Source organism: Metallosphaera javensis (ex Hofmann et al. 2022), assembly GCF_022064045.1.
GTDB classification, from domain to species: Archaea; Thermoproteota; Thermoprotei_A; order Sulfolobales; family Sulfolobaceae; genus Metallosphaera; species Metallosphaera javensis.
This window is the reverse complement of record NZ_JAKNCW010000009.1, coordinates 46,479-72,174: the sequence shown is the minus strand read 5'-3', so window position 1 is coordinate 72,174 and position 25,696 is coordinate 46,479. Positions and strand designations below refer to the sequence as shown.

Annotated in this window: 17 protein-coding genes; 13 read left to right on the top strand and 4 right to left on the bottom strand. The window is 50.3% G+C overall.

The window, feature by feature from the left end; translation table 11 throughout:
• The first annotated feature begins 289 nt into the window (after nt 1–289).
• The 5 genes from L3N51_RS12760 (at nt 290) to L3N51_RS07515 (ending at nt 10,453) form a co-directional block, all read left to right on the top strand.
• Entirely contained in the window at nt 290–763 is a 474-nt protein-coding gene (locus tag L3N51_RS12760; RefSeq protein ID WP_428846160.1) for a hypothetical protein, read from the top strand.
• A 260-nt stretch (nt 764–1,023) separates the two neighbouring features.
• Entirely contained in the window at nt 1,024–4,248 is a 3,225-nt protein-coding gene (locus L3N51_RS07530; RefSeq protein ID WP_238026456.1) for a helicase-related protein, read from the top strand.
• Between the two features lie 157 nt (nt 4,249–4,405).
• Nucleotides 4,406–5,053, top strand: a complete 648-nt coding sequence (locus L3N51_RS07525; RefSeq protein WP_238026455.1) for a hypothetical protein — start codon at nt 4,406–4,408, stop codon at nt 5,051–5,053.
• Nucleotides 5,046–8,366: a DEAD/DEAH box helicase gene (locus L3N51_RS07520; protein ID WP_238026453.1), complete on the top strand. Its 3,321-nt coding sequence runs from the start codon at nt 5,046–5,048 to the stop codon at nt 8,364–8,366. Before L3N51_RS07525 ends, L3N51_RS07520 begins: the two co-directional genes overlap by 8 nt.
• Entirely contained in the window at nt 8,363–10,453 is a 2,091-nt protein-coding gene (locus L3N51_RS07515; protein ID WP_238026450.1) for a hypothetical protein, read from the top strand. The genes L3N51_RS07520 and L3N51_RS07515 overlap by 4 nt, the downstream gene beginning before the upstream one ends.
• On the opposite strand, the gene L3N51_RS07510 is transcribed toward L3N51_RS07515, so the two are convergent.
• Nucleotides 10,431–10,619 carry a hypothetical protein gene (locus tag L3N51_RS07510; RefSeq protein ID WP_238026448.1) on the bottom strand — a complete coding sequence of 63 codons (189 nt, stop codon included), beginning with the start codon at nt 10,617–10,619 and terminating at the stop codon, nt 10,431–10,433. The genes L3N51_RS07515 and L3N51_RS07510 overlap by 23 nt on opposite strands.
• 175 nt (nt 10,620–10,794) lie before the next feature.
• On the opposite strand from L3N51_RS07510, the gene L3N51_RS07505 reads away from it, so the two are divergent.
• The 3 genes from L3N51_RS07505 to L3N51_RS12565 all read left to right on the top strand — a co-directional run bounded on the left by L3N51_RS07505 (nt 10,795) and on the right by L3N51_RS12565 (nt 16,918).
• On the top strand, nt 10,795–14,769 hold the full coding sequence (locus tag L3N51_RS07505; protein WP_238026446.1) for a BREX-1 system adenine-specific DNA-methyltransferase PglX: 3,975 nt from the start codon (nt 10,795–10,797) through the stop codon (nt 14,767–14,769).
• 306 nt (nt 14,770–15,075) lie between these two features.
• The gene (locus L3N51_RS07500; protein WP_238026444.1) at nt 15,076–16,704 is read left to right on the top strand and encodes a serine/threonine-protein kinase; all 1,629 of its coding nucleotides are present in this window, start codon (nt 15,076–15,078) and stop codon (nt 16,702–16,704) included.
• Nucleotides 16,705–16,786: 82 nt separating this feature from the next.
• Complete coding sequence (locus L3N51_RS12565; protein ID WP_255776214.1) at nt 16,787–16,918, top strand: hypothetical protein; 132 nt, start codon at nt 16,787–16,789, stop codon at nt 16,916–16,918.
• A 189-nt stretch (nt 16,919–17,107) separates the two neighbouring features.
• Here L3N51_RS12565 and L3N51_RS07495 read toward each other — a convergent pair whose 3' ends face one another.
• Nucleotides 17,108–18,160 carry an AAA family ATPase gene (locus L3N51_RS07495; protein ID WP_238026442.1) on the bottom strand — a complete coding sequence of 351 codons (1,053 nt, stop codon included), beginning with the start codon at nt 18,158–18,160 and terminating at the stop codon, nt 17,108–17,110.
• A 279-nt stretch (nt 18,161–18,439) separates the two neighbouring features.
• Here L3N51_RS07495 and L3N51_RS07490 point away from each other — a divergent pair, with 279 nt between their 5' ends.
• From L3N51_RS07490 to L3N51_RS07475, 4 genes are all read left to right on the top strand, one after another.
• A complete protein-coding gene (locus L3N51_RS07490) occupies nt 18,440–19,414 on the top strand; it encodes a hypothetical protein (RefSeq protein ID WP_238026440.1) in 975 nt (324 codons plus the stop codon).
• Between the two features lie 537 nt (nt 19,415–19,951).
• A complete protein-coding gene (locus L3N51_RS07485) occupies nt 19,952–20,554 on the top strand; it encodes a hypothetical protein (protein ID WP_238026438.1) in 603 nt (200 codons plus the stop codon).
• 192 nt (nt 20,555–20,746) lie between these two features.
• The gene (locus tag L3N51_RS07480; protein ID WP_238026437.1) at nt 20,747–21,109 is read left to right on the top strand and encodes a hypothetical protein; all 363 of its coding nucleotides are present in this window, start codon (nt 20,747–20,749) and stop codon (nt 21,107–21,109) included.
• Nucleotides 21,110–21,336: 227 nt separating this feature from the next.
• Nucleotides 21,337–22,359: an AAA family ATPase gene (locus L3N51_RS07475; RefSeq protein ID WP_238026435.1), complete on the top strand. Its 1,023-nt coding sequence runs from the start codon at nt 21,337–21,339 to the stop codon at nt 22,357–22,359.
• A 79-nt stretch (nt 22,360–22,438) separates the two neighbouring features.
• Here L3N51_RS07475 and L3N51_RS07470 read toward each other — a convergent pair whose 3' ends face one another.
• Nucleotides 22,439–23,419: a UbiA family prenyltransferase gene (locus L3N51_RS07470; protein WP_238026433.1), complete on the bottom strand. Its 981-nt coding sequence runs from the start codon at nt 23,417–23,419 to the stop codon at nt 22,439–22,441.
• A 744-nt stretch (nt 23,420–24,163) separates the two neighbouring features.
• On the opposite strand from L3N51_RS07470, the gene L3N51_RS07465 reads away from it, so the two are divergent.
• Nucleotides 24,164–24,856, top strand: coding sequence for a helix-turn-helix domain-containing protein (locus L3N51_RS07465; RefSeq protein WP_238026432.1), 693 nt, complete (start codon nt 24,164–24,166; stop codon nt 24,854–24,856).
• Nucleotides 24,857–24,903: 47 nt separating this feature from the next.
• On the opposite strand, the gene L3N51_RS07460 is transcribed toward L3N51_RS07465, so the two are convergent.
• Complete coding sequence (locus L3N51_RS07460) at nt 24,904–25,329, bottom strand: GlcG/HbpS family heme-binding protein (protein ID WP_238026431.1); 426 nt, start codon at nt 25,327–25,329, stop codon at nt 24,904–24,906.
• Nucleotides 25,330–25,696: the final 367 nt, after the last annotated feature.

The following is a 25,696-nucleotide window of genomic DNA, read 5'->3' as shown; positions in this document are numbered from 1 at the left end:
GGGGAGGGTGAGGACGGGGGTTGAGAGGGAGTTGCTTAGGGAGGAGGAAGATGTGCTCAGGAACTCACGTTCTACTCGGTGCTGGGAGGGAAGATGAACGCGAGGCTCTGGACCCCTGAGCTTGAGGTTGAGGGAGACTTCCAGTACGTGATAGCTGACGGGAAGTGGGTCAAGCTCAGGGGAAGGGAGTCCTCCTGGTGACAGGCGTCACGCGCGAGGGTAGGAAGGCTGTGCTGGACTTCCTCCTGGCTAAGGAGGAGGACACGAGGAGTTACTGGAGGTTGCAAGGGTGTGGAGGAAGTTCAACTTCAAGCTCGTGGTTGCGGACATGGTCAGGTCCGTGGACTTACTTGAGCTCTCGGGAATAGACGCGAAGAGGCAGCTCTGCCTCAACCACGTCAAGAGGCGCTTAGACCGCGACGAAAGGAAGGAGGTCGACCTCCTGCTCTCTGGCCTGCTCCAGTTCCCCAACAGGATCAAGGAACTGGTGGAACGCGGTCTCCTCTCCTTCACCTCCCTTCCTCAAGAACTTCAGCGCCTCCTCTCCACAACCTGGTGGAGTCCTTCAACTCCCTGGTGGAGAGGAGGAGGTTCGGCAAGTACCACACGCCCCACAGACTCCAGATCGTCTGGGCCATCGCCGATAACTACAACATTTTGGATAATTTTTTGCAGAAATGGAATAATATCCATATACTTTTCGTTTTCTTTACGATCGAGACGTCATCACTCAATTAATCCTACATTGAATAATGAGAAATGAAGAAACTAGAATTCAATTCGCAATGGAGACCTGAATGGCCCCATCACTCCATGAAGAAGTTTTGAATCAAGTTCTGTCTGAACTTGAAGGTTACAACTCTTGACTTGTCCATAATCATCATGACTTTCAACCCTGGGACATCATGTTGCCGGGGACCTTTTCCTGATTTCGAGCTCTCGGCGTTCGATCGTGATCTTCGAACCGGCGTCCTGCTCGGGATCTAGGCTAAAACATTTATAATCACTTATCTATCCTACCCCATGGTTCTGGACTGTAAAAACAGAGACGTGATAGATAATAAATCACTGAAGATGGAGGAATGCCTCAAGGACGCCCTCTCTAGCTCAACCAAACTCTGGGCCGTATCCGGATACTTTAACGTCTCGGGACTGGCCAGACTCCTGAACGAACTTTCCAGGTTGAAGGAGGTAAAACTGGTTCTAGGAAGGATGGCCTCCATGGATCCCCAGCCAGTCCTGAATAACGGAAGTTATCACCGCGAAGTCGACCTGGAGGAGGAGCTAAACAGCTCCAGGTTAACCTATTCCTGCTTCAATCTCGTGAATCAGGTGCTCAATCTCCTCAGGAAAGATAGCTTTCAGGTTAGGACCATGAGGGATGTGATCACCCACGCGAAGGCCTACATCACAGATAACGTGGCCATTGTGGGTTCCAGTAACCTGACAAGGGCAGGCCTTTCGGACAACCTTGAGCTCAACACTATCCTTTACCAGCCTGCCATGAGGGGAATAATACAGGAGTGGTTTAACACAGTGTGGGAATCCTCCCAGGACTCGAAGCAGGACATCATTTCCCTCATAGAGTCCTCCAAGTTCGGAAGACCTCTGACCCCATACGAAATGTACATGAAGATGTTGTACGAGTACTACAAGGACAGGCTGGTTCAGGACGAGGTGAGGAGGGAGCTCCGGGATCTCACGGAGTTCCAGAGGGACGGAGTAAAGATGGCACTCTCCATTATTCAGCGGTATGGAGGGGTGATGATTGCCGACTCCACGGGTCTTGGAAAGACCTATATAGCCATGACCCTGATCGAGGAACTCTACGGAAAGTATGGAAGGAAGGTCCTAGTTGTTGCCCCCAAGAACGTAATACAGAACGTATGGGAGAGGGATGCGGTGAGGCAACTCACGGTGAAGGTGGATACAGTCAACATGGAGAGGCTTGGGAGAAGCGATTTTGACGTCACGGGTTACATAGATTACGACATAATTGTGATAGATGAGAGTCACAACTTCAGGAACGGGAGCACCAACAGGTACTCAAACCTTCTCAAGATAATCTCCGCCAAGAAGGGTAAGATAGTGATTCTCCTCACCGCCACCCCGATCAACAACGGGGTCATGGATCTCTACTATCAGCTGAACCTGATTGCAGCTGGCGATGATGCCTTCTTCCACAGGGCCGGTATTCCCTCCCTGAGGAACTTCTTCATTAATGCCGAGAAGGAGAGGACCCTGGCGGAGGGTCTCAAGTCAGTTCAGAGGGTGCTGGACGAAATCATGGTCAGGAGGTCAAGGCAATTCATCAAGGAGCACTACAATGAGTTCACCCTGAACGGTAAGAGGCTGGAGTTCCCCAAAAGGGAACTGAAAAAGGTGGAGTACAGCCTCAGCGATATCCTGGGCGAGAACTTTTACCGCGAGGTTTACCGCCTGATAGATAACCTTCACCTCGTTCCCTACAATATCGAAAATTACAACAAACTTAGGGATGAAGAAGAGAAAGAAAGGTTTGAGAACATGGTTTATCTGCAGAGGCTCATCCTGCTCAAGAGGTTCGAGAGCTCAATTGAGGCATTCAGGAAGTCGCTCACGGATCTTAGGGATCTCCTCAGGGGTTCGAGGTCAATGATAGAGAAGGGTCAGGTGCCCGACAAGAGCGCCATAAGGAAGGCATTCAGGGAGTTTGGCGATGAGGAAATCGAGGAGAGCGACGTGATCAGAATGATATACAATGAGATGAAAGTCAATCCGCAGAGGCTCACCGATGATTACGACAGGGAGAGAATGATTGCGGACATAGATGAGGATGTGAAGAGGCTGGAGGATGTTCTGTCCAGACTAGAGAAAATTAAATCTGACAGGGACCAGAAGGCCCTAGCCCTTTACAAACTTCTGGAGGATGAAAGAGCTCTGGAGGTTGAGGGAAAGAAGGTCCTCATATTCACACAGTACGTGGATACCGCTCGTTACCTGAAGGAGTTCCTCAGGTCCAGATACCCTTCCAAGGAAGTGGAGGTTCTCGTGGGAGGTGACAGGGACGTGGACAAGATAATCAGGAGGTTTTCGCCCAAGTCCAACAAGTCTCAGGAATCTCATCCCATTGACATTCTCGTGAGCACAGACGTGATAAGTGAGGGCCAGAACTTACAGGACTGTAACTATGTGGTGAATTACGATCTTCCCTGGAACCCGGTGAGGCTGGTCCAGAGGGTCGGAAGGGTGGACAGGATAGGCAGTGAGTGGAAGGTTGTGCACGTCAGGGCATTCATGCCTGAAAGGGAACTTGAGGAGTTGCTTGGGCTCTACTCCAGACTTCTGGAAAAGATAGATACCATATCCAAGACCATTGGCACTGACGAGACGATCCTGGGGGAGGAGGCAGACCCCAGGGAGTTTAACGCGATAATGAGGAACATCAGGAGGATAGGCAAGGACGACACGCTTCTGGACGAGATCGAGAAGGAGAGCGACACGTACTACGTGGATACCCCCTACGAAGTTCTGATGAGAAACATCAGGGAGGAGGGGCTGGCCAGATGGAGGAATATTCCGCTGGGAAAGAGGAGCTGGAAGGAAAGCGATAGACCTGGGGTTATCTTCATGTTCAAGGTCAGGGACGGGGAGGGCAATGAGGAACCCATCCTGCTCTACTACGATGTGAAAGGGAGGAGATTCGAGCTGGAGAACAACGTAATGGCCATCTTTGACATGGCCAGGTCCTCTCCAGACGAGGGAGGGATTGTAACCACGGATAACCTTGACGTGAGAATAATACAGTCCCTTGAAGAGATGGCGAGGAAGAGAGTGGAGAGCCTCCTTAATTTTCTGGAAACAAGGCCCCCGGAGGAATCCAGGAAAAGCGTTAAGCTGGAGCTCATGAACCTCCTGGTCGAATTGGGTTCTGAGGGAAGGATTGACACGAATAAGGACCACGACGTGTACGATGTTCTGGACAAGGCTAACCTGTCTCCCTGGGAGGATGATCTGAGGGCCATCCTCAACGCGTATAAGAGAAGCCAGGATCCCGAGAGATTACTGGAGAGCCTCAGGAAACTCATTGATGATTATTACCTGGCCGATAAGGTAAGGAGGAAGTCCGGTAACGCGATGAGGGAAATAGTACCGGTGGGGTACATGATCCTGGGCAGGAGGGAGGACTTCAAATCTCTGGAACTGAGACCGTGGGACAGTGGGACGTGCGAACCCATTGTTAACAACGGGAATTTGACGTTTCGGTAGACGTAAAGATTTAAACCTAGCCTCAGGATAGTTTACTCCAGGTAAGTTTTGAAATTACTACGGGCGCCGAGTCCGGAGTGGGTTGACTGTCAGATCCGTACGTGACACGACCCTCTTGTCACTACAGCTTATATTTTGGTGTTGAATTTCTTTTATAATGTCGGAGCAACAGAGAGGCAACTACAAGGGCGTGAAGTCTTTATCCCATACAGTGGTTGAGTGCCCTGAGTTTATGCCCAGCAAATCAGCCAAGAGTCACTGGAGTATGGCCGAGACGACCCACAACGATTTTCTGAGAGATCTGGCCAGTGAGGTGGAGAGCTCTGGTTTCAGGTGTAAGACCGAGCTCAAGCTGGAGTATCACTTCCCCCAGGGATTCTCGGTGAGGGGCAGTGTGGATCTTGTGTGCGAGAATCAGGACACCGTCCTCCTGTTTGAGGTCAAGTCGTTTCCCCTGGGTTACGCGTTTCTGGGAGACAGGAACCAGCTCCTCTTCTACGCCTACATTTTGCTGAAGCAGTCCATGTTTCCCGGGAAGGAGATTGTTCCCATCCTGGTTTACAAGAGTGACCACATGGATCCGGGGATGCTTCCCCTGAAAAGCACCGTGGTGAACCTTCCATCCGGTCAGTACGTGGTTCTGGATATCCTTGATGGCTTGGTGGATGCAGTGGAATCCACCGTTAGGGTCTACCAGATCATAACCTCAAGTAAGAGAAGGAACTTCATTATGGGAAAGCACTGCTTTAAGTGCAGCAACTCCGACTGCGTGGTCGGGAGAGCGAGGATGACCTCATATGGATAGACTTCCTCTGGAGGTAGCCTATCAGGAGATACTGAAGACAGAAGTTTGCGTGATAAGGCACGGCCATTACTGCGTGGATTACGATAACGAGACCTATGTTTCCATCTTCTCTGTAACCATACATGACTTCGATGAAAGGCTATCCTTCATGGATCTACTATACTCCCTGGTGAAGGCATCCGAGCGATACGGAAAGGATCTCAAGTCCTTCGTGAATGAGGTACTGGCCTCAATGGGAAGGACAGGGAGCCTGGAGGATCTCATCAGGACACTGGTGGAGGAGGGCCTTCTCTTTGAGGATGACTGCAGTAATATGTCCCACGTTATGAGAGTGAGCGCAGTGAACAAGGTAAGGAGCCTAAGCAGGGAATTCAACGTGCTGGTGAGGTATAATTACGCTTGGGAGGAAATTTCGAGGAACAGGGAGGCCAGGGACTTTCTCAAGCTGGAGGACAAGTTCAGGGGAAAGTGTTTCATGACCTATCACGGATACTTCATGAGGGTTATGAGGAACCTGGGTCCGTATCCAGGAGAGGGAAGGGTCATGGAGGCATATATCCTGCCCTTTATTGAGGAGGGCGTTGCGGAGTACGACGTTCCACTGAATACCCTGGCTCCAGTCATGATCAAGTTCGTGGAGGGTATCTCCGGGTCTCCCTCCTCACCTAGCGTTGTCAAGGCTCTCATGGATGCCTCACCCTCCTTCATTAGAGGAGGAATGCTCTCGAGGTTTCAGGCTGAGCTTCTTAAAAGGTTCCTCTCCAGCAATGAGCCCATGATAGGTGTGATCTCTGCTCCCACCTCCGCCGGGAAGACCACAATATTCTTCCTGTACGTCATCCTCAAGATTCTGGCATTCAAGGCCAAGAAGGACAAGAGAAAGGTCATGCTCGTTTACCCAAGGAAGACCCTTGCGAGGGAACAGTTGCAGAGGATGGTCAATTTCCTGATGGATCTCAACTCAAGGATTCAGGACCTCGGCCTCTCCCCCATTACCCTGGCCATCTATGACGGAGATTCTCCGTCCACGGCTAAGGCGCTATCCTCCATGGAGCCTTCAACTTTCAGGGGGCTGAAGTGTCCAGACGGGAAGCTCATGCTTTACAGGGACGGCAAGCCGATCTGCGGGGACAGACCCGTGAACTGGCTAACCGAGGTGAAGGACCAGGGTTATCAGAGCGACATCTTAGTCACCAACCTCAGCCAGATGGCAACCAACCTCTTTCAATCCTTTAATGAAAAGGTGAACTTATTTGACGATCTCTCGGCCTTGGTTGTGGACGAGGCGCACACCTTTGCCGATCCGGAGCAGAGTTCCCACTTCTTCTACACCATCCTGGAGATCCTGACCTATCTGGCCGAGAGGGAGAAGGGACTCCCACTGGAGAAACCCATGGATGACATGAAGGAGGTGGTGAGGAAGCTCAACTTGGATTTAATCTTCTCCTCAGCGACCCTATGGGGAGTTGAGAAGGACAAGAACCTGGATCTGAGGGGAGTTGGAGGTTTCAAGGGGATAGGGAGGGCTGGAGCGGGCCAGGGACTACCTCATCCTGTTGAGGATTTCCTTGATACCATACTCTTAAACTTGAAGGACCTCTACTCCCGGAAAGAGTTCCTGGACTTCTACTCCATCACTAGTGTTGGTGAGAAGAGGCAAAGGAAGCTCATTGTACCCATGATCATATTCCCTGCACCCGAGTACTCTGGAACCCTTCCCTTCACCCTAGCCTTACTCTACACCATGTTCTTCTCAGACAGTGCCTTCAGGAGGATGAAGGTTGCGTTCCCCAGGGGACTTAACGCCATCATGTTTGTGGATAGTAAGTCTCAACAGAATCAGATAGCCGAGTCCTTCCTGGAGACTGTGCTCAAGATCAACAGATATCATGAGGACATCTCCCTGATCAGTCCCCTGAGATATGGCACGAAAGAACAAACTGATGGGTCAAGTCTCATAAGGAACGAACTGATTAGGGCTGGTTCCATCCTTGATAGAACATTCACCACCTACAGTGTCCTCAACCTCTATTACACTAGGGAACAGCTCTCACGCATGAGCTCCCCTGAGACCTGGCTGGAGGCCGTGAGATCGAGGAGGCTACCTGCCCTGAGGGATGGAAAGACCCTCCTCGACGTTCTCGACGACATACAGAAGGGGTTGAACTCCACGGAGGAGCTCCAGCTTATGGGGGAGAACTCCCTCTTCTACCTGGTTTATCACAACGCCGACCTTAAGAGGGACGAGAGAATAAAGAGGGAGGAGGTCCTCTCCTTCGGTTCCTGGAGGCTAGCGCTCGCAACATCAACCCTTGAGCTCGGGGTGGATCTGCCAAACGTGGGAATAATACTTCAACAGGGCATTCCTCTATTTTCCGATAGCGTGATTCAGAGGTTTGGTAGGGGAGGAAGGAACGACGATGTCCTCAGGGTATCTCTTGGAGTCCTCGCGGCCAAACCGTACGGTCAGGACGTAAGCCTCTTTGACGAGGATTACGCAATCAGGAGGTTGTTCTTCCCCGTAACCTTCAGACCTAAGGCCTCGAAGACTAGGAGGGAGATAGTTAAGGCCCACTCATACGTGGCACTAATAGGATTCCTGTCCAGGACGCTGGGAAAGGACGTGGAGGAAACCGTGGATTACATCTCAACCCATGACGATTTCAGGGATAGGGCCAGGGACTTCCTCCTCTCCATGTTATCCTTCGTGGTTAAGGATCCAGCCGGACTAGTTGACGAGGTGATAGAAGACATGAAGCAGATTGCAAGGATATACACCTACTCCAGAAGACAAGTGGACATACCCAGTGCGGAGGGAAACCTGGTCATGGTGGACGTGGAGCGGATGAAGGAAATAATCACCAGGATTACGGGAGAGGTTGAGGACATGTGCAAGGGGAGATTTGACGATCTGTGCAGAAACGGTTTGGTTCCCCTCCAGAGATCTCTTGAGGTGGCCATGGAGGGCGAGAGAGTTAACCTTGCATCCCTTGTGACCTCCAGTTCCAAGATTATTAATGCCTTCTACCTCGTGAACGACAAAAAGGATGGTAAGAACAGGGAACTCCTCAACCTGAGGAACGACCTGAGGGACCTCGCTGGTTTCTTTTATCCCCACTCTTACTTCTCCAAGAGGAATAAGCGTAACTTCCTCCATTTCCTGACCTACTGGGTTAAACCTGAGGTACCACACCCGTCTATCAGGTCTATGGAGTCAATCAGCTTTACCATCAGTAAGGAAACAATTGAGGAGAGGAGTCAGAACAGGTCCGACGTACTGCTCAAGGACGTCCCCATGAGGCGGTCAAAGTGACCATAGTTTTCCCCACCTTCAACTACTCCGTGGTTTACCTTGGGGCACTCAAAATTTCGAGCGAGAAGGACAGCCTCAAGATGAGGATCAAGAACCTCATGAGAAAGGGTACATCCTACGAAGATCTGGTCAAGATGGTCGAGTTAAATGAATCTATACCCACCTACAATCCCATAGCTCCCGACGGTTCCTTCATCGTAAAGCTAGACGACACATTCCTCGAGGCACTGGGAAAAAGGATGAGGAATATTCACAGGCTGAAGGACGAAATACCCCTCCTCTTCGTTACTAGGATTGAGAAGGCCTCGGAAAGTAAGAGTTACAGTGACCACGCCCACCCCTACAACAACCTCCTAGTGGGCATAACCCTGGAGAAGGACCATGATCATGCCCTGGTCACTAAGAGGTCAGATTTTAAGGCCTCCGATCCAAGGACCGCAAAATACATGTGGAGCTTGATCTATTTCAACGGAGAGTCCCTGAAGCATCTGAACATTCTGGGAAAGAGCGAGTTCCCCCTGGAGATATCCCTTGACTACCCAGCGGTTATGCACAAGGGGATATGGACCTCGTATAACCTCAAGAAATCGTCAGTTCAGGTCAGGTCCAAGTTCGTTGCCTACTACCTCTCCTCCAGCTTCAATGATAGGTTGAGCAACGAGAAGGTACTCCTGGATGCGTCATCCAGCCCCCTCAGGATACTGATCAAGACCGGAGGACTCTCCATAGAGGATATCATGGTTGGGTCCGAGATCTACTTCAAGGGAAGGACTGAAGAGGTGAGGTACCCCTTCCTTTTCCCGCACATAATTCCCTACACCTTTCTCTCAGAGAGGACAACCATAACCAGACTTCCTAGCGACATTTACGTGGACGCCGGTGCCCTGAGGGTTGAGGTCGAGCTCAAGGAGGAGGACGTGGACCAGTTCCTAAAGGAGATATGCGAGGCCTCCAAGACCAGCCTGAATCACTTCCAGTTCATTCAGAAGCTGGGATTGGAGTGGGCCGTGAGCGATGTCCTCTCCAGGCTCTTCGGAAGGGATGAGGTCTCTTACTGGGACAGGAAGATAGAGGAACTCGTGAAGTTCCAGTTCCCCAACGACTCCTACAGCTTCAGCTACACCAGCTTCATATTCAACAAGATGAAGGAAATCTTCAACTATTTCGAGAAAAGAAACGATACGATGAGGAAGACTGTTGAGACCTGCGACATTAACACCCTCATAAGGCACGTGATGAAATCAATTACTAGCAAGATTACCGACAGTCAGCTAAACGAACTGGATCTGAAGCTTGAGGAGTTCAAGATAGCTGTCGCCATCTCAGCCCTTAACAAGTCCCTTCACGGACTTTCCCATCTCCTGATAAAGAGTCTACAGAACATGATGGGACTCCAGCCCAGAAGCCTCGGGGAAATAATAACGATTTATTCCAAGGTAACTTGGGACAGGAACTATGACGGGGTAATAAGGTATCATAACAGGACACAGAAGAAGATTAAGGGCCAGTTAACCATCTTCCTGAGAAAGAGCCTCACCTCCGACTACTTTGAGCAAGTGTTGAGCGGAAGGCTTAACACCTTCCTGACGGTCCTCCACTCGATCCTCGTGGACGAAGGAGGTGAGGACAAGTGCACCAGTTACTGGAACGCCGAGAGATCCAGACTGGAGTACGTATATTCCACCCTAGCCTCCTCCAGCGACGTGGTGGGAAAGGGTCGTACCAGGGGAGAGATAATCAAGGCGCTTGACAGGGCCATGACAAGCACTCTTCCGGAGAGTAACCTGTACTTCCACTACCCACGTCAGATGTACAGGTATATTTACCTGAATAGGGCGAGTCTTGTCAAGACGCTGGAACTTGACAGAAAGAACAACGACAGCGAGACCAAGGAGGTACTCAGCCTTGCGAGGAAGTACTCCCAGTACGTCTGGCCCAGGAGGATTCACCAGTGCTTCGACGGATGTTATAACTGCGTGATGATCGAGAAGGGTTGCACCTACGTGGACCTTCAACAGCTCTACAAGGTTTCCAGGGTGGGAGCAAGCTACCTCCTGGAGAAGATCAGGAACTCCTCTTCATCCTGATGGTGAACTCCACCCTCTCCTTGTTCTTGGTTCTACCCTCGTAGTACTGGAAGGGGTTGTGGCACCTGGGGCACTCAAACCTTCTTACCGTGTAAAAGTTGAACTTCCAGGGAGACCTCAACTCCTTGAACTCGCCCTCATAACCGCAATAGGGACACTTGACCATGGGAGAAAATCTCGCGGAAAATTTTAAACTTTCACCCTGTTGGTGGGACCACAATTCTTCACGAGAGTATCTGCTCAAGGGGCACCTCCACAGTAATATTGAGCTGATAATTTTCTTCCATCTCTCCCTTCCCTAAGGCTCAAACGTTATAATGTGGTTCCGTAAAGTATACCTGATGGAGATCAACGCTGATACCCAGGAAATCCTTTCCGCTCTGAACTTAACTCAGCAGAATCTGAGGGAGATAAGCACCGCCCTCCTCAACGTCCCAAAGGACTGGAGGATGTTCTCCCCTGGAGATGTTCCCATTTACGTGATTCTGGCGGAGAAATTCAGGCCATCAGATAGGGAGAAACTCAGGCCAGGGGATCCCACATATCTTTACGTGATTCAGACCGTGAGCCAGGTCTTCCTCTACCTGGGGAAGAGAGAGGCAGAGGGTCTCTTCGTGGAGGTGGTCCCATCCAACAGGGGTATAATCCTGGGAACGCTCAGGGAGACCTTTTCAGGGATGAGCTACGGTAACAAGCTGAAGGTGAATGTGGCTCTCAACAAGCTGTATGCTGATCTGAAGAACAAGTTGCAGGCTGGACAGAACTTCATCAACAGGGGGCTCTTCTCCACCCAGTACCTGAAGACTAGGTTGATTCCACAGGTGAAGGTTCAGGTGGACGGGAAAACCGTATCGGGTCACGTGGGGAACCCGGAGAGGATCCTCACCCATATGGGATGGGGCATACGCGAGATTGAGACTCAGCCTTACAGGATACTGGAGTTACACCACAGGGGAAAGGTGCTGGGAGCGTGCGTGATTTCCCCCAGGCCTGAGTTCGACCTCATCCAGGAGGGCAAGATAGCTTCCTCTTACGTGGCCATCTCCCTCCTCCGGAGTTACGAGTGGGTCTTCCTCACGGACGGATACAAGTGGAGGCTATACTACTCCAAGGCTCCGTCCTCGGATAACTACTTCGAGATCTCACTCAGGGACGCGGGTGGTGAGGATCCCAGGATGGAATACTTCACCCGCCTCTTCTCCCCCGAGATATATCAGGAGGTAGACGGGAAGAGGAAGTTTGATCTGATACTAATTGAAGGTGCCAAGGTCGGTAAGGCCATACAGGATCAGCTCAGGAAGAGGATTATGAATGGAGAGCTCTTCCTTAACCTGGTCAGGGGTGTCCTGGATCACGATCCGCTGAAGACCTACAGGGAAGAGGAGTTGAGAGAGGGAAAGGAGCTCGCAATGAAACTGCTCTTCAGGTTGCTCTTCCTCCTGTACGCCGAGTCCAGGGGTATTCTCCCCGTGGATGAGAGGACGGGAAATGAGGAGTACAGGAAGATCTCCCTGGACAATCTGCTGAAGAGGCTGGACGGATTTGAGGGCAGGGAGGAGGGGGATGAGATCTGGGTGGAGTTGAAGCGACTATTCAGGGTAATAAGGGAGGGCGACCCCGCGTATAACGTGCCGGGATACGATAGCGAGCTGTTCGTTGAGGGTGATCTGGACAGGAAGGTGATAAGAAATAAGTATCTTCTCCCGTCACTGAGGGACCTGGCCTTTGACGGTAAGGATAGGATAGATTACGCTGAGCTGGGCGTTAGACAGATCGGAGATATTTACGAGGGCCTGCTGGGGCTGGACGTCGCTCAGGCCGAGGAGGACAGCTACGTGGTGGAGGGAAGAGTTGTGTCTGCTAAAGCCCTGAATGACCTGAAGGAGAAGCCCACCGGGCTCATAAGGAAGGGCGATGTTTTCCTGAAGCCCAGCCCAGAGAGGAAGTCAGCGGGGGCATTCTATACCCCGGATGAAATTGTGATGTTTCTGGTCAGGAAAGCCCTGGAGCCCCACATGAAGGAGAGGGAGGAGGAGTTCTCCAATCTCATGAAGGAATACAGGGAGAGACCAACTCAGGAACTTGAGGAAAAGGTGAAGGACCTCGTGTTCGGGATCAAGGTACTGGATCCAGCCATGGGGAGCGGACACTTCCTGGTGAGGGCTCTGGAGGAGTTGACAAGGTGGGCCATACAGCTGGTGAAGGCTTACCCCGATTCTCCCCTCGCCAGGGAGGTGAAGATTGCCAGGGAGTCCGCAATCAAGGCCTTGAGGGAGAGAGGTTTCAACGTGGATGAGAGCCTGATCAACGATTACGTCATGTTAAAGAGGATGATTCTCAAGCGATGTATCTATGGTGTAGATATAAATCCCATGGCAGTGGAGCTGGCAAAGCTATCCCTGTGGCTTTCCTCCCTGTCCATGGGGTTACCGCTTAGTTTCCTCGACGCCCACTTGAAGGCTGGTAATAGCCTGATTGGAGTGGTCAAGAGGGAGAACGGAGGGTCATTGGATCTTTTCACGTTCGCCGAGAGGAAGAAGAGTCTGGACGGGATAAATAACTCGCTGGACCTCACACTTGAGGAGGTGAACAGGGAGAAGGAAATCATGAAGAAGAGTGAAGAGGGGACAGAGAAGCTCAGGTATGATGTGATCACTGCCTCCTACATGTATGAAAGATTTGAGAAGTTAGCAAGGCTCAGTGACCCTTCTAGGATGTCGGAGGAGGACAGAAAAGAGTTGGAGAGGCTTAGGAAAGATCATGCGTTCTTTCACTGGCCTCTGGAATTTCCGGACGTTATGGAGATGGGAAGGTTCACAGTCATTGTTGGAAATCCGCCGTGGGACAATGTCAGACCCGAAGATGATGATTTCTTCGATGTTATCATACCAGGAATAAGGAAACTATCTTCCAAGACGAAGAAGGAACTTTTGTTCAAAAAATATCTGGAGGATCCTAAAATCAGACAAGAGTATGAGCTGTATAAAAGAAGAAGGGAAGAAGAGGCTAAATATTTCAATCCTAATAAAAAAACGAAACCTACCTACATGTATCAAGGAGGTGAGTTGAACCTTTGGAAGCTGTTCCTAGAAAGGATGATAAATCTGGTGAATAAAAGTGGAACGCTGGGGGTAGTGGTCCCCAGTATATTATTAAGGGGAGCCAAATCTTCTGCTATGAGGAAGGTTCTGCTTGAAGGACAAATAATGTATCTATATGATTTTGAGAATAAGGAAGGAATATTTCCAGACATACACAAGAGCTATACCTTTACTCTCCTTGTGTGGAGAAACTGGAATAAATCCAAACAAATTAACGCAGGATTCGGGTTGTATGACGTTTCAGTCCTACTGGATCCAGAGGCCTCTAAGGAGAAAGAGAAACTTCTAGCGCTTGATACGGATATTATAACCCAATTTTCCTCTGATACCATGTTTATTCCAAAACTTTCCCACCAAGATTTAGTTATACTGAAGAAGTTATTATCTTTCCCATCATTAAAATCTCTTAATATTGAATTCCTAAGAGGATTTGACAAAACAAATAATAAAAATTTATTTAGAACAGATGGAAAAGGCTGGCCCCTTATTGAGGGTAAGAACTTTCATCAATTTCTACCCTATTATGAGGCCACCGAGTTCACCGTTTTGCCTGAGGAAGGAATTAGACAGTATAGTAAAACAAAGCTAGGCGATAAGGCAAAGGAATTCTTTGAAAGGCCAAGACTCTATTTTAGGAATGTAGCACATTCTACTAACGTGAGAACAGTAATTGCTTGTATCGTTCCACCTAATACGTTTTCCTCAAATGCAGCAAACATGATATATCATCAAAGCATGGACTTAAGATGGACGATCTATCTGGTTGCGGTCCTAAATAGCTTAGTCTTTGATTATATGGCAAAAATCTATGTGGAGATTAATTTAGTATTTGATTTGTTTGGTAATTTTAGAATTCCAAAACCGGATTTCAGTTCTCCGTTGGTCTATAGACTCATGAAAATATCTGCTATACTATCTTCTCCTGACGATAATTTCAAGTCACTTACTGACATTGTTGGTGAGAAACCGAGAAAGCTAAGCATGAGAGAGCGAATAGATCTTACCGCTGAGCTCAACGCCATCGTGGCAAAGCTCTACGGATTGACAAGGGAAGAACTGGAGTATATTCTCAAGACCTTCAGGTTTGAGGAAAATCCCTCCCTGTATGAGATGACTGATCCCAACCAGGAAATAAAGTGGGATGATAAGCTGATCAGGCAGTTTAACGGCGAAGTGAGGAAGAGAGTTCTCTACTATTTCGATAATATTCAGTGATAGATAGCAGGCGTGTGGTTTTCTTTTTCATGAATATTGCGATAATACCGGTTATCAATGCGAACCGTTCGAAGTAGTTTAACGGGTAGTCCTGTTTAGTTTGTTAAATGATTCACGTCAAAGGCTTCTTGAATATTCGGCATAATACCTTAACGAACAATTTCACCATCCTCAAGAAGGATTTCTCGTTGAATCCAGGCACCATTCCATGACAGGTTAATATTTCTTCGTTGGGTAACAGAGACTCAAGGTTATTACTAGGTTTCCCTCTCTATGACATAAATCAACCTTTAGAGGCTGATCCTCTTGAACCTTCTTGATCTCCTCGGGTTCCTGATTCTCCTTTCTTCCCAGTTCACCTCCTCCAAGTTCATCCTGTTCAGAAGAAACAAGGAAAACAGGACTCCACCCAAACATCAGCTGGTCATCTCACTTTCGCTGAATCAGGCAGTGAAAGTTAACCCACCTCCCGGCGGAGTGTATCATGTTGTGTATCAGGGAAGAATGTTCCAGTTAAGTAATCCCATCCTCTCCTTCACGGGAGAGATCATGTTCTGCCCTGAGAGTGACCAGTTCATCTACTTACCCTATCAGGTAGATCCGCAACACGTCCATTACGTGAAGACGGACCAGTCTCACTGGATGCTCAGGAACCTGTATCCTCACTGTTACGGTATCCTCAGGATTGAGGGACTACCCCAGGGAGTGGGGTACAGGGCTGTTGTGAACGGGGAGAGCAAGCTTTATCACACCCCCTCAATCACTGTCCTGATCCTTTCTGACTCTCCTGTCAGCTGGAGACTGGAGGACGTGCTCTTCGGGGACAGGGTGTACAGCCCAGAGAGGAGAGAAGGAAAACTGGGAAGGGGACAGAGCGAGACAGTTCGTTTCATCCTCTCAAGGCATGTCCCTCCTCCCTCTTCTCCCCCTCCCTCAACCCATCCAGATCTCCCCCCAGTCAGGCTCACCCTAAGCTCAGAGTGGGATCCAATGAAGTGGGTTGGACGCGAGATATACGGATACGAGGTCATCTCAGTGGTGGGAAGGGGAGGTAACGGCTACGTCCTCAAGGCCAGGATGGGGGAAAGGTATTATGCCATAAAGGTTCTATCCCTCACCCCATCGAACAATGCCACCCTGGTTGCCAGGTCCACCTATGAGGATCTCTATAAAGAGTCTGATAACCTCAAGAGGCTCTCGAAACATCCGGCTTTCGTGGAGATATTCGGAATCTACCTGGACTCCAACCTCATAGCCAGGGTGGTGAGGGGAGATGAGGAGACCTACCTGAGGTATCCCCCGGCAATTGTGATGGAATTCATGGAGGGAGGTAGCGTGGACAGGTTCCTGAGCGACGAGATGATCAATCAGTCAAGTTACTGGCCACTCATTGTTAAGACCATCATGAGGGAGATGGCAAAGGCTCTGGCGTTCCTTCACTCCAGCGGTTACGTTCACCTGGATGTGAAGCCCCAGAACATTTTCCTGAGAAAGGAGCCGGGAAGGACCGGGGAGGAGGCTTACAGGGACCTGCAGGGGAACCTGAAGCTTGGGGACCTGGGCACAACGGTGAGGATAGGGGAGAGGGTGATGCAGGCAACTCCGTCTTATTGTCCACCCGAGCAGGTTGAGGCAATAGTGACGGGGAAGGGAGCAAGCCCGGAAATGGATGTGTTCGCGCTGGGCATGACGGGCTACAGATTGCTGACCCTTAGGGATGATAACCCCGCGTCCCAACTGCTTGATGAAGCGTTCAACGTTGCAGGGGACAGGGCAAGGGCGCTAGGGCTTGTGGAGAGGGCGAGGGAAAGTCTAACCTCGTGGAGGCCTGTTGTGGAGGGTCCTCCAGAGCTCAGGGATGTAATTGTGAGGGCCCTGTCAGTTCAGCCGGAAAGGAGACCCAAGGCTCATGAGATCGCCATAGCGTTGAGGTAAGCAGATCTGACTCCCTCATTGGGGTTGGTTAGCATGATAATCGCATCACCTGTTCCTGAAAGAGAGTGAATCTTCGCCCTTTATGTCAGCGCTGATTTTCAGATGTCGCGTCCCCCTTCTCTTTACCCCTCTGGAAGCGCAGAGGACGTTGACCACACGTCTCTTTCAATTTAACATGAAAGGGTTAGCTGTGAGAGGAGTGCCCGAGGAATGAGGTACCCGTAGCAACTCGTGACCTAGTATCGCAATGCTTCCTCGAGATTCCGCATAGGCTTCAGGGAGTAACCGTGATCCAGATCGCGCTGGCCTGGAACGTGGTAACCTGAACAGCCCCTTGTCAACGCCGTCGTTCTCAGATCATCACTGACTTGGACCCATTAACGCGACCCATGTCCATTTCCCCTCACAGGCGTTTCACGGCCTCCCTGTACACGGGATCCAGGAACTGGTACCCGGATATCACGCTCATTCCCTCCAGCTGAGAGATGACGTTACTCAACACGCTTGACGACAGCGCAACTCCTTCTCTCTCGCTCACGCACCTCTCAAGCTTGCTCCATGAGTTCGCCCCCTCTCCCACACACTTCAGCACTTCCCTGTATCTCCTCCCCGTCACCTCCGAGATCCTGGCCTTGCTCTCTATAAGGTTTCTCAGCTCGTTCAACGCCAGCCTCACGCTCATTTCCTTCACTTCACCCAGATCCCTCCTGGACAGGTAATGGTTCCCCGCAACGGTTAACCATCCCGGTATTCCGTCAAAGAACTCCACCATCTCCTCAATCACGCTCTCCTCCACCTTCATCCCGGCCTCACTGAATCCCCTCTCCAGGAACTGGAAGCTCTGTTCCCTGCTGAACCTCTCCAGCCTCACCTCGTGATAGTACCTGGAGTAGAGTGGCGAGCCCTCGTCCTCTGTCCCCAGAAACTCGTGAAGGAGGCCTACCTCCGACCCAGTCAGGACAAAGGTCAGGTTCCTGTCGTAGTCGTAGGCGTGGGCCATGGCGTTCTTTATCTCCCCTGAATGGGGTCCCCTGAGCCTCTGGGCCTCATCCACTGCGATGATGATCCTCTTCTCGTTGAGGTGATCGAAGAGGTCACCCAGGGACACGTATCTTTTACCCTTCCACGACAGTTCCACGTAATTTCCCATTATGCCCACTCCCTGCACCCTGGAGAGGACATCCTTTAACCTGTCCAGAGAGGAGGAGAGGGCCTGGGATAGGAGGGCGTAGAGGTCCCCCAGGGAGTAGTTATCCCTCAATTTCCTTGCATCCACCACGAGGAAGGGCAGTCCGCTCTCCCTAAGCGCAACCATGAGGGTTGAGGTTTTGCCTATCCTTCTCACACCTGTGACCACAACGAGGGGTCTGTGAAGGTTGTTCACCAGTTCCTCCAGTTCCCTCTCCCTGTCGAAGAGGTCCCTCCTCTCGGTTTTAGGCCTCTCATCGAATAACAACTTCTGCCCCAGAAGTATACTTCTGCCCCAGAAGTAAAAACTTTCCGTCAGCGTTGAGGATCCTGGACGGAGTGATCCCTTCATTCAGTCGTGTAGCGGGAGTGGGGAAGTTTCGCCAGTGGTCCTTGCCAGCTTTATCCTCTGGAGTGGGCACCGTTCAAGGAGAAGGGCAAACACTTACACAAGGTACTGGCGTAACTTGCTCACGTGGAACTTTAAACTGGACTTGTCCGCCCTACCCACCTCATAACCTTTTAACCTGGGAGGAGAACCCTTCACATGGATGCCGATCAGATTGCCTCCATCCTGGAGGAGAGGGCCATCAAGGAAATTGAGGAACTACCCGAGGGCAGGTACAAGGAGGTGATTGACGGTTTCCTGAAGTCTCCCTATTTCCTCGGGATTTACCCCAACGAGGAGGTTATGCTCAACGATCTGGTTGCCTGGTTTGCCCTGGAGTACGTGAGGTCCAGCACCACCATACTGGACGAGATCCTTTCCAGCCTGGGGATTGACCGCAGGGAGGTGAAGGTTCTCCACGGTCCTTTCAGCATAAGGGATGCAGTGAAGGTTAACGACAGGTATTATGTGAAGCTGTTCCATCGTGACGCGGGGGAGGTTATGGTTGAAGTTGACCCTGAGCTGTGGAAAGACCTGAAGGGCTCGAAGAGCCGGATAGCGTTGCAGACCACAGTCCTGGTGGTGGGGAACAGCGCCACCACCATGGGGAACCTGTTGAAGGAACCCCTGATGACGGATTTGGGCTTCCTAACCTCAGGCTTCCTGGATAAGGCCATGGAGATGATTGACAGGGTGAGGCTGGAGGACCTTGAGGGCGTGCAGGTGTCCTCCCGGATGACGGTGAGGCAGGTGCTCAACAAACTTCCCGCCACCTGGGTGGAGGAAGCAAGCAGGTTACTCAAGGTTAATGGAAGGGTGAAGAAGGAGAGGATTGAGGCGCTGGAGAGGCTCTACCTGAATGAGACGGAGAGGGTGGTGAACGGTCTTCCAGCGGAGGCTAGGGAGGCGCTCAGGTTCATACTGGAGAAGGGAGGGATGGTGAGATATGGGGACCTCACCAGGAAGTTTGCAGATGATACAACGTATTTCTACCACGAACCCAGGACCCCCGTGGGACTGCTCAGGCTCTACGGCCTGGTTTTCGTGGGGAAGGCAAGGAAGGGAGAGAGGAGTTACAGGGTCGCCATAATCCCAGCGGACCTGAGGGAGAAACTTGAGAGGGTCCTGAAATGAGAGGAGAGGATCAGGAGCCGGTCTCGTGTAACGGAGTTGGTCGATCCTTATGTTGACTGAGGGGTGAGCCTCCGTCCAAATGTGGAAGCTGAAAGGCATATTTGGGCCCCTATGATTCGTTGTGTGTTCCACGTTAGGATCCCAATACGCGCGAAGTGATCCACAAGTTCACGGTGTGATACCTGCCAAGAGTTGCATCTCGTCACGGGAGGAAGTTTTCAATCCATGGTGCTGAGAACCTGTTCACCCGCCTCCTGACGGGGTTCGGTGCTGATTGATCCTGTCCTCCCCCGGCAATTGGAGCGCAGATACCTAGTACCCCATACTACTGTTTGTTCAGGGGCCCTTTAACGTGAAAACAACAACTCAACCAGTTCAATACCTAGAAGTGCTGGATATCCTCAGGTGAACTCCGGTGTCGGGGACCCACGGGGGAATCCTTGAGGACAAGCGGATTTCCACGACCGACACGGCCTCAAGACTCATCACTCCCACCCTGCTCTCAGGTTTATTTATCTCGACACTAAATTGAGTAATATGAGCGACATCGTCTCCCTGGCCACTGACATAGTGGTGGAGTACGTCAAGAGCCTCGTGGACAAGTCCAGGCAGGGGAAGAAACTCACGGAACAGGAGTACAACGTTCTCCTCACCTTCCTGACCAGCAAGAGAATAGATGACTTGAAGACCTACCTGGAAAGGAGCGTTGACGATCTGCGATCTGAGGTAAAGGGAGTGAAGGAGGAGGTTAAGGGAGTGCGGGACCTGGTGGAGAAGAAGTTTGAGGAATCCAGGGAGTACACGGAGAAGAAATTCGAGGAATCAATGCGATTCACGGAGAGGAAATTCGAGGAATCAATGCAATTCACGGAGAAGAAATTCGAGGAATCAATGCGATTCACTGAAAAGAAGTTCGAAGAGTCAAAGCAGTATACCGATAGGAAGTTCGAGGAACTTAAAGCATATGTGGATAAAAGGTTCGACGAGATGAAGGCCTACGTGGACTCGAGATTCGACGGAGTGGAGAAGAAATTTGATACTAAACTTGATGGGGTTAACATGAGAATAGATGACCTTCGGAATGACCTGAACTCTAGGTTTGATCAGCTCATAAACATTCTAACCAAGAAGGGAGAGTGACCTCTTCACTTTCCAGGGACCGGGGACGCGCCCTCAGGTCCGTTGTGAACTTCACGTCCCTTCACGCATTGCGTAACCTGGAAATCTTCCAGGGTTTGACGGGTTAGAGATTAACGTAGCCCCATTTCGTCTATTATTTCACGTATTTGAATAAAAACTATTAACAATGTACCGTTCCTTCGCACGTCAAGGATGGATAAAACTGAAACTAAGCACCATCAAGTTGTAAAACTTTTAAGGAGTAAGGTAACTCGCTTCAATTTCGCATATAACCTGTTCGGGATTTTATCTGCATTCGGGGGACCTGGATCCTTTCTGGTGGAAGGATTGATCCTGCTGGTGGTGTATATCATAGCTGTAGCTGTAGTCGAGGGAGGGAACACCGATCTCGGCAGATGGCTGAACTGGTACTCTCAGGTTTTTACCAGGGACGGCGCGTCTTCAGCCATATTACTCGTGGGTGTGATTCTGTCCATGGTTCCCATGCTGAACATATTCATAATACCCTATTCGGAGTTGCTGGCCTCGTTAATGGTCAGGAGGTACTATTGGTGAACATCGCGAGGAGGTTAACGATCCGGGCCTTCCATCAACTTAACAAGAACACATTCGGTGAACCCTTCACGGGTATCCGTTGCGTTTACAGTTAGTGTTGCCGGTTAAGGGTATCTAAGTGAACTGCCCCGCCCTCACGGATGGAGTTTTCCTCCCCCTTAACCTCAACAAGACAATCTTGAATAGCTTTATATCCGATGTTGGGTAACTTTGGGGGGTAAACTAGTTTGGGGGGCAAATCTTATTTCACCACAAAGCCTAGGGATGATCTGAGGGAGATCTTTGATCGAGATAGTGAGGTTGGGCAACTCAAGTTTCTCTTAGAGAGATATCAATGGGCCACAGTATTGGGCCCAAGGATGTCTGGAAAGACCAGTCTCGCCCTGGCTGTTTCCAGATCATTCTCGAGGAGAGTTGTGTACGTTGATCTCACTCAGGTAAGGGGAATGGGAGATTTTGTTCAGAGATTCTATCTGTCCATTCCCAAATCCTTCTCGGACAAGGTGAGGGATGCCTTGGAGTCTGTGGGAGTTAACGTTGGCCCTCTCTCCCTCAGTTTCAGGCTGAAGAATAACGTGGTCCTGGCCACAATGATCAGGAGTATTTGTGATGATACCATAGTTATCTTGGACGAGGCTCAGGACCTGAGACAAGGGATAAATCACGTGATTGCGACTCTACACGGCCTCCTCAATTCCTGTCCTAGACTGTCCATGGTGTTCACAGGATCTGCCATAGGGCTGATAAGAACTCTCCTCTCCCAGGAGGGGAAGGATCCCCTTGCAGGTAGGAGACCGACAGAGATTTCGCTGAAGTCCTGGGATGAGGACACAGCCAAGGAGTACCTGAGGACAGGTCTTCAGGAATGCAACGCTTCATTTTCGTCGAGCGAGCTGAACGAGACCATCAGGGAAATTGGAACCCTGGTGGGATGGCTGAACGTGTATGGAGTTAACAGGTGTATCAAGCCCCACGACGAAGCCCTGAGGGTCACACTGAGGGATGCCATCGAGATAGTTAAGGGGGAGATAAGAAACGTGGTTGAGGGGAACGCGTGGAGGAGAAAGGCCATGAGGATGCTCGCCTTGGGGGCAACATGGAGTGAGCTCCTCAGGGAGACAGGAGTGTCCACTAGGACCCTGTCCAACTTCCTGGATAGGCTGGAGAGGTTGTATATGATTGAGAGGCGGGGTGATACTTACGTCCTCTCAGACCCGGTTTATAGGAAGGTGGCCACTCTGAGGGAGTAAAATATCAGGGCGAGTGTCGATCTGTCTTGAGTTAAGGTTAACGCCCTTCTTTACGCTACCCTGTGTGCTCGGTAGTGTCTCACGTCCAGGCTCCCAGAAGAGTGGATATCACGTAAAGCGCTCCAAACAACATGAAGATCTGGGAGGTTTGAGCCGGGGAGTCAGGCGGAAGTTCCCTTGAAATCCTCAAAGACCTGCTGATTACAAAGTAACCAGTTAAAAGTGAGATCGTAGCTGATAGGGGAAGCAACTTCACAGCAACCAGTGAGGCCAGAGCAAGGTAGGGACAGGTCATGAAGGCCACATACAGCCTTCTCGAAAGGTCAGGGTAAAGGATTGCCAGCGTTTTAGCGCCCTTCCCCCTGTCACTTTCAATGTCTCTCAGGTTATTCACCATGAGGACTCCAGCTATGGGTAGGGCCAGGGGAATACCGTCCAATATTCCCGCCATCGAGATCGTTCCCGTGGATATGTAGTAACCGCCAAGCACTATCAGGTCATAGGTCACGAAAACCAGGATCTCCCCAAGGGCCCTATGCTTCAGGTTGAAGGGAGGCCCATTGTACATGTACAGAAGGAGAACACCCAGCAGGCCCAGAGGCAGGGCCAGGGGTCTGTAAAGGGTGAGGTAAATGGCCGTGCCTAGCCCCACCACTCCCAAAGCTATGCCAAGGATTAAGGTGTCCCTCTGGCTCAGCACTCCGTGAATGATGGGATGTACCCTGTAACCGGTGTTCTCCCTCGTGTCTATACCTCGAACGTAATCGAAGTAGTCGTTGAGAACGTTCACGGACGCATTGAGCAAAACGGTTCCCAGTAACACCAGAATGTAGAAGAGAGGGTTAAACGACCTGGTCATGTAATATCCCAAGGAAAAGGCAAAGGAGGTGCAAATCACAGGCATGATGAAGGACCAGGGCCTGCTCACCACGAAAAGGTTTCTGGAGGTGGTGATGAACCGTCTTGCTGAGATTTCAAAGGTCATCATTGCGCGATATTTTCCACGGCGCGGGATTAGGTGCCTGAGTTTAGTATCACTTAACTCGGCTAGCGATATCATAATTAAATTATAGTTTGCAAAAATTTATGGTAACTTTGCTATATTTATCCTCAAACCCATTAACGTGGTTAAACCGACAAGTAATATACCATGGCGACATATAATGATAGAGGGGAAAAGCGAAAACATATCTTAATCTGACCATGATTTGAAGGGTATTAGGACTCACAGCTATGTGAAATCGAATTTGAAATCAAGATTGATTCCTGTAAAGACTTGGCCACTCATCAGGTTAGCAGTTCCATGATAGAAATTCACAAAGAAAGAAGATGAATGGAATCAGGAATACATCTCCGCAGTTCGTATTTACATAGAAGCTGTAAACCATTGACCTATCAACGCTCCAACCGGGAGATTGAAAGACCAAGAGCGGGAGACTGTGAACTAAAAACATGAACTGAAACCTATTATCCCTACCGTTCGTATCTCAGAACAACGCGGGATCAGTTGAGAAGGCGAGGCCACGTGCGAATTTCGCGATGCTGACGGGACTCAGCTCTTCCCCTCATTCACCCATTGCATCACTTCCACCAGTGAAGTTCAAGAAATGACGGGGCACAGGTTTGGAACATGCTCCAGGAGAACGGGTGGGGACACATGAACCCGAACCACGTGTTTAGTTCCGTGTGGTTTCTTCTCCATACAGGACTCCGTTTACTTGCGTCGTGAATTTTACAATGAAAAACTCGGTTCTTTAGAGAAAGTTTAAAATCTAAAGGGCGAAAACAATATGGGTTATAGTTATTGAGGAATAACCTCAAGGAGGTTGTCATAGCCATAAATCACGAAACCTGCTGGACTAGCCTGGTTGGCAATTACCCCGTTAAAACCCTCCATCTAAACGTAAACAATGAGAAAGATTACATACGGTCCATAATAGTCGTTGACAGGAAACACAAGAATCTCATCTCTGAAATAAAGAGAACAAGGAGCTTCCTGGGTTACTCTTCACTCTCTCTAGATGACGGGGACAGGATTCTGTTCGATTTCAGGAAAAGGTACAAGAACAGTGTCATGGACACGATCCAGTCCCATGATGGTATAGTTATGGAAGGTTTAAAATTCAGGGGCAGGGAGTTCTGGAGGTTGCTGATTTACGAGAGTTATATACACGAGCTGGTGGAGGCCCTCAAGTCCAAGGGAAACCTGGAGATAATCTCAACCGGGGATCTGCAGGTTGAGGAGGATGATCTATCACCCAAGGAGTTACAGATCCTGATTACGGCATATAAGAACGGGTATTTTGACTTTCCCAAGAGGATCAAGTCTGACAGCATTTCAAAGCTTTTCGGCATGAGTAAGTCCACATTCACCTATCACCTGAGATCTGCCGAGCAGAGCCTGATAAGGAGATACCTGAGGGACCTGACGTTTCAGAACATGGTTAATGCAGTTTCCAGGGATGAAGAAAGTAATAAGGGGAGAGGATCGTTCTAATCATCCCGGGCCATCTCGTACTCTCTGGTTGCCCCGTGTTAAACAGTTCAGGAGAGGCCCAGGTATTCCAGCGCCGCCTTGGCCACTTTCATGTCCTCTTCCGCCGATCCTCCGCTTACCCCTATTCCTCCCACAACCCTACCCTCAACCGTTATGGGGTAACCTCCTCCGAACACCACCAGTTTCTCTATTTCGCAGGGAGCCCCCAGTTGAAGTGCAGGATCTCCCTTGAGCATGTCATACCACTGGTGGGTTGGAATGCCAAAACCTGCGGCAGTGTAGGCCTTGTTCATAGCCACCTGGACACTTATGTAAGGTGCGTTATCCATTCTAAGGAAGGCCTTCAGGACTCCGCTCTCATCCACCACCGCTATGACAAATGCCTTCCCCATCTCCTTTGCCTTTTTCACGGCCCCCTCCACGAGCTTGAGGGCAAGGTCCTGGGTTATACTCTTCTTCTCATATACCTCCATCCTACCACCCGATTACACTATCATACAGGCAGTTAAGAATTCGACCCATGGGTCTATCCTGAACTCGTGAGGGACCTGAGTCGCAAAATGTCTGCATTCCTTGGGAACAGCCTTTCTCAATGGTCGAAATTTGCCGAACAGCTACACGGACAGAACTCCTGTCCAGGGACAGGGTACTCGCCGGGATCCGTGTCCCTGGCCCCTGACATCACGCATGGCCTCGAATTTCGCCAGGCGAATCCTGGACACGAAAGTAAAGCGTGCACGAGCCCACATCCCTGGTAAAGCACTTCTCAGGTTGTACGTGGAATTGAGGCTGTCTCTCTCACAGCCTGGTGTGCGGAGTCATGGATCAAAGGCCTCCAGG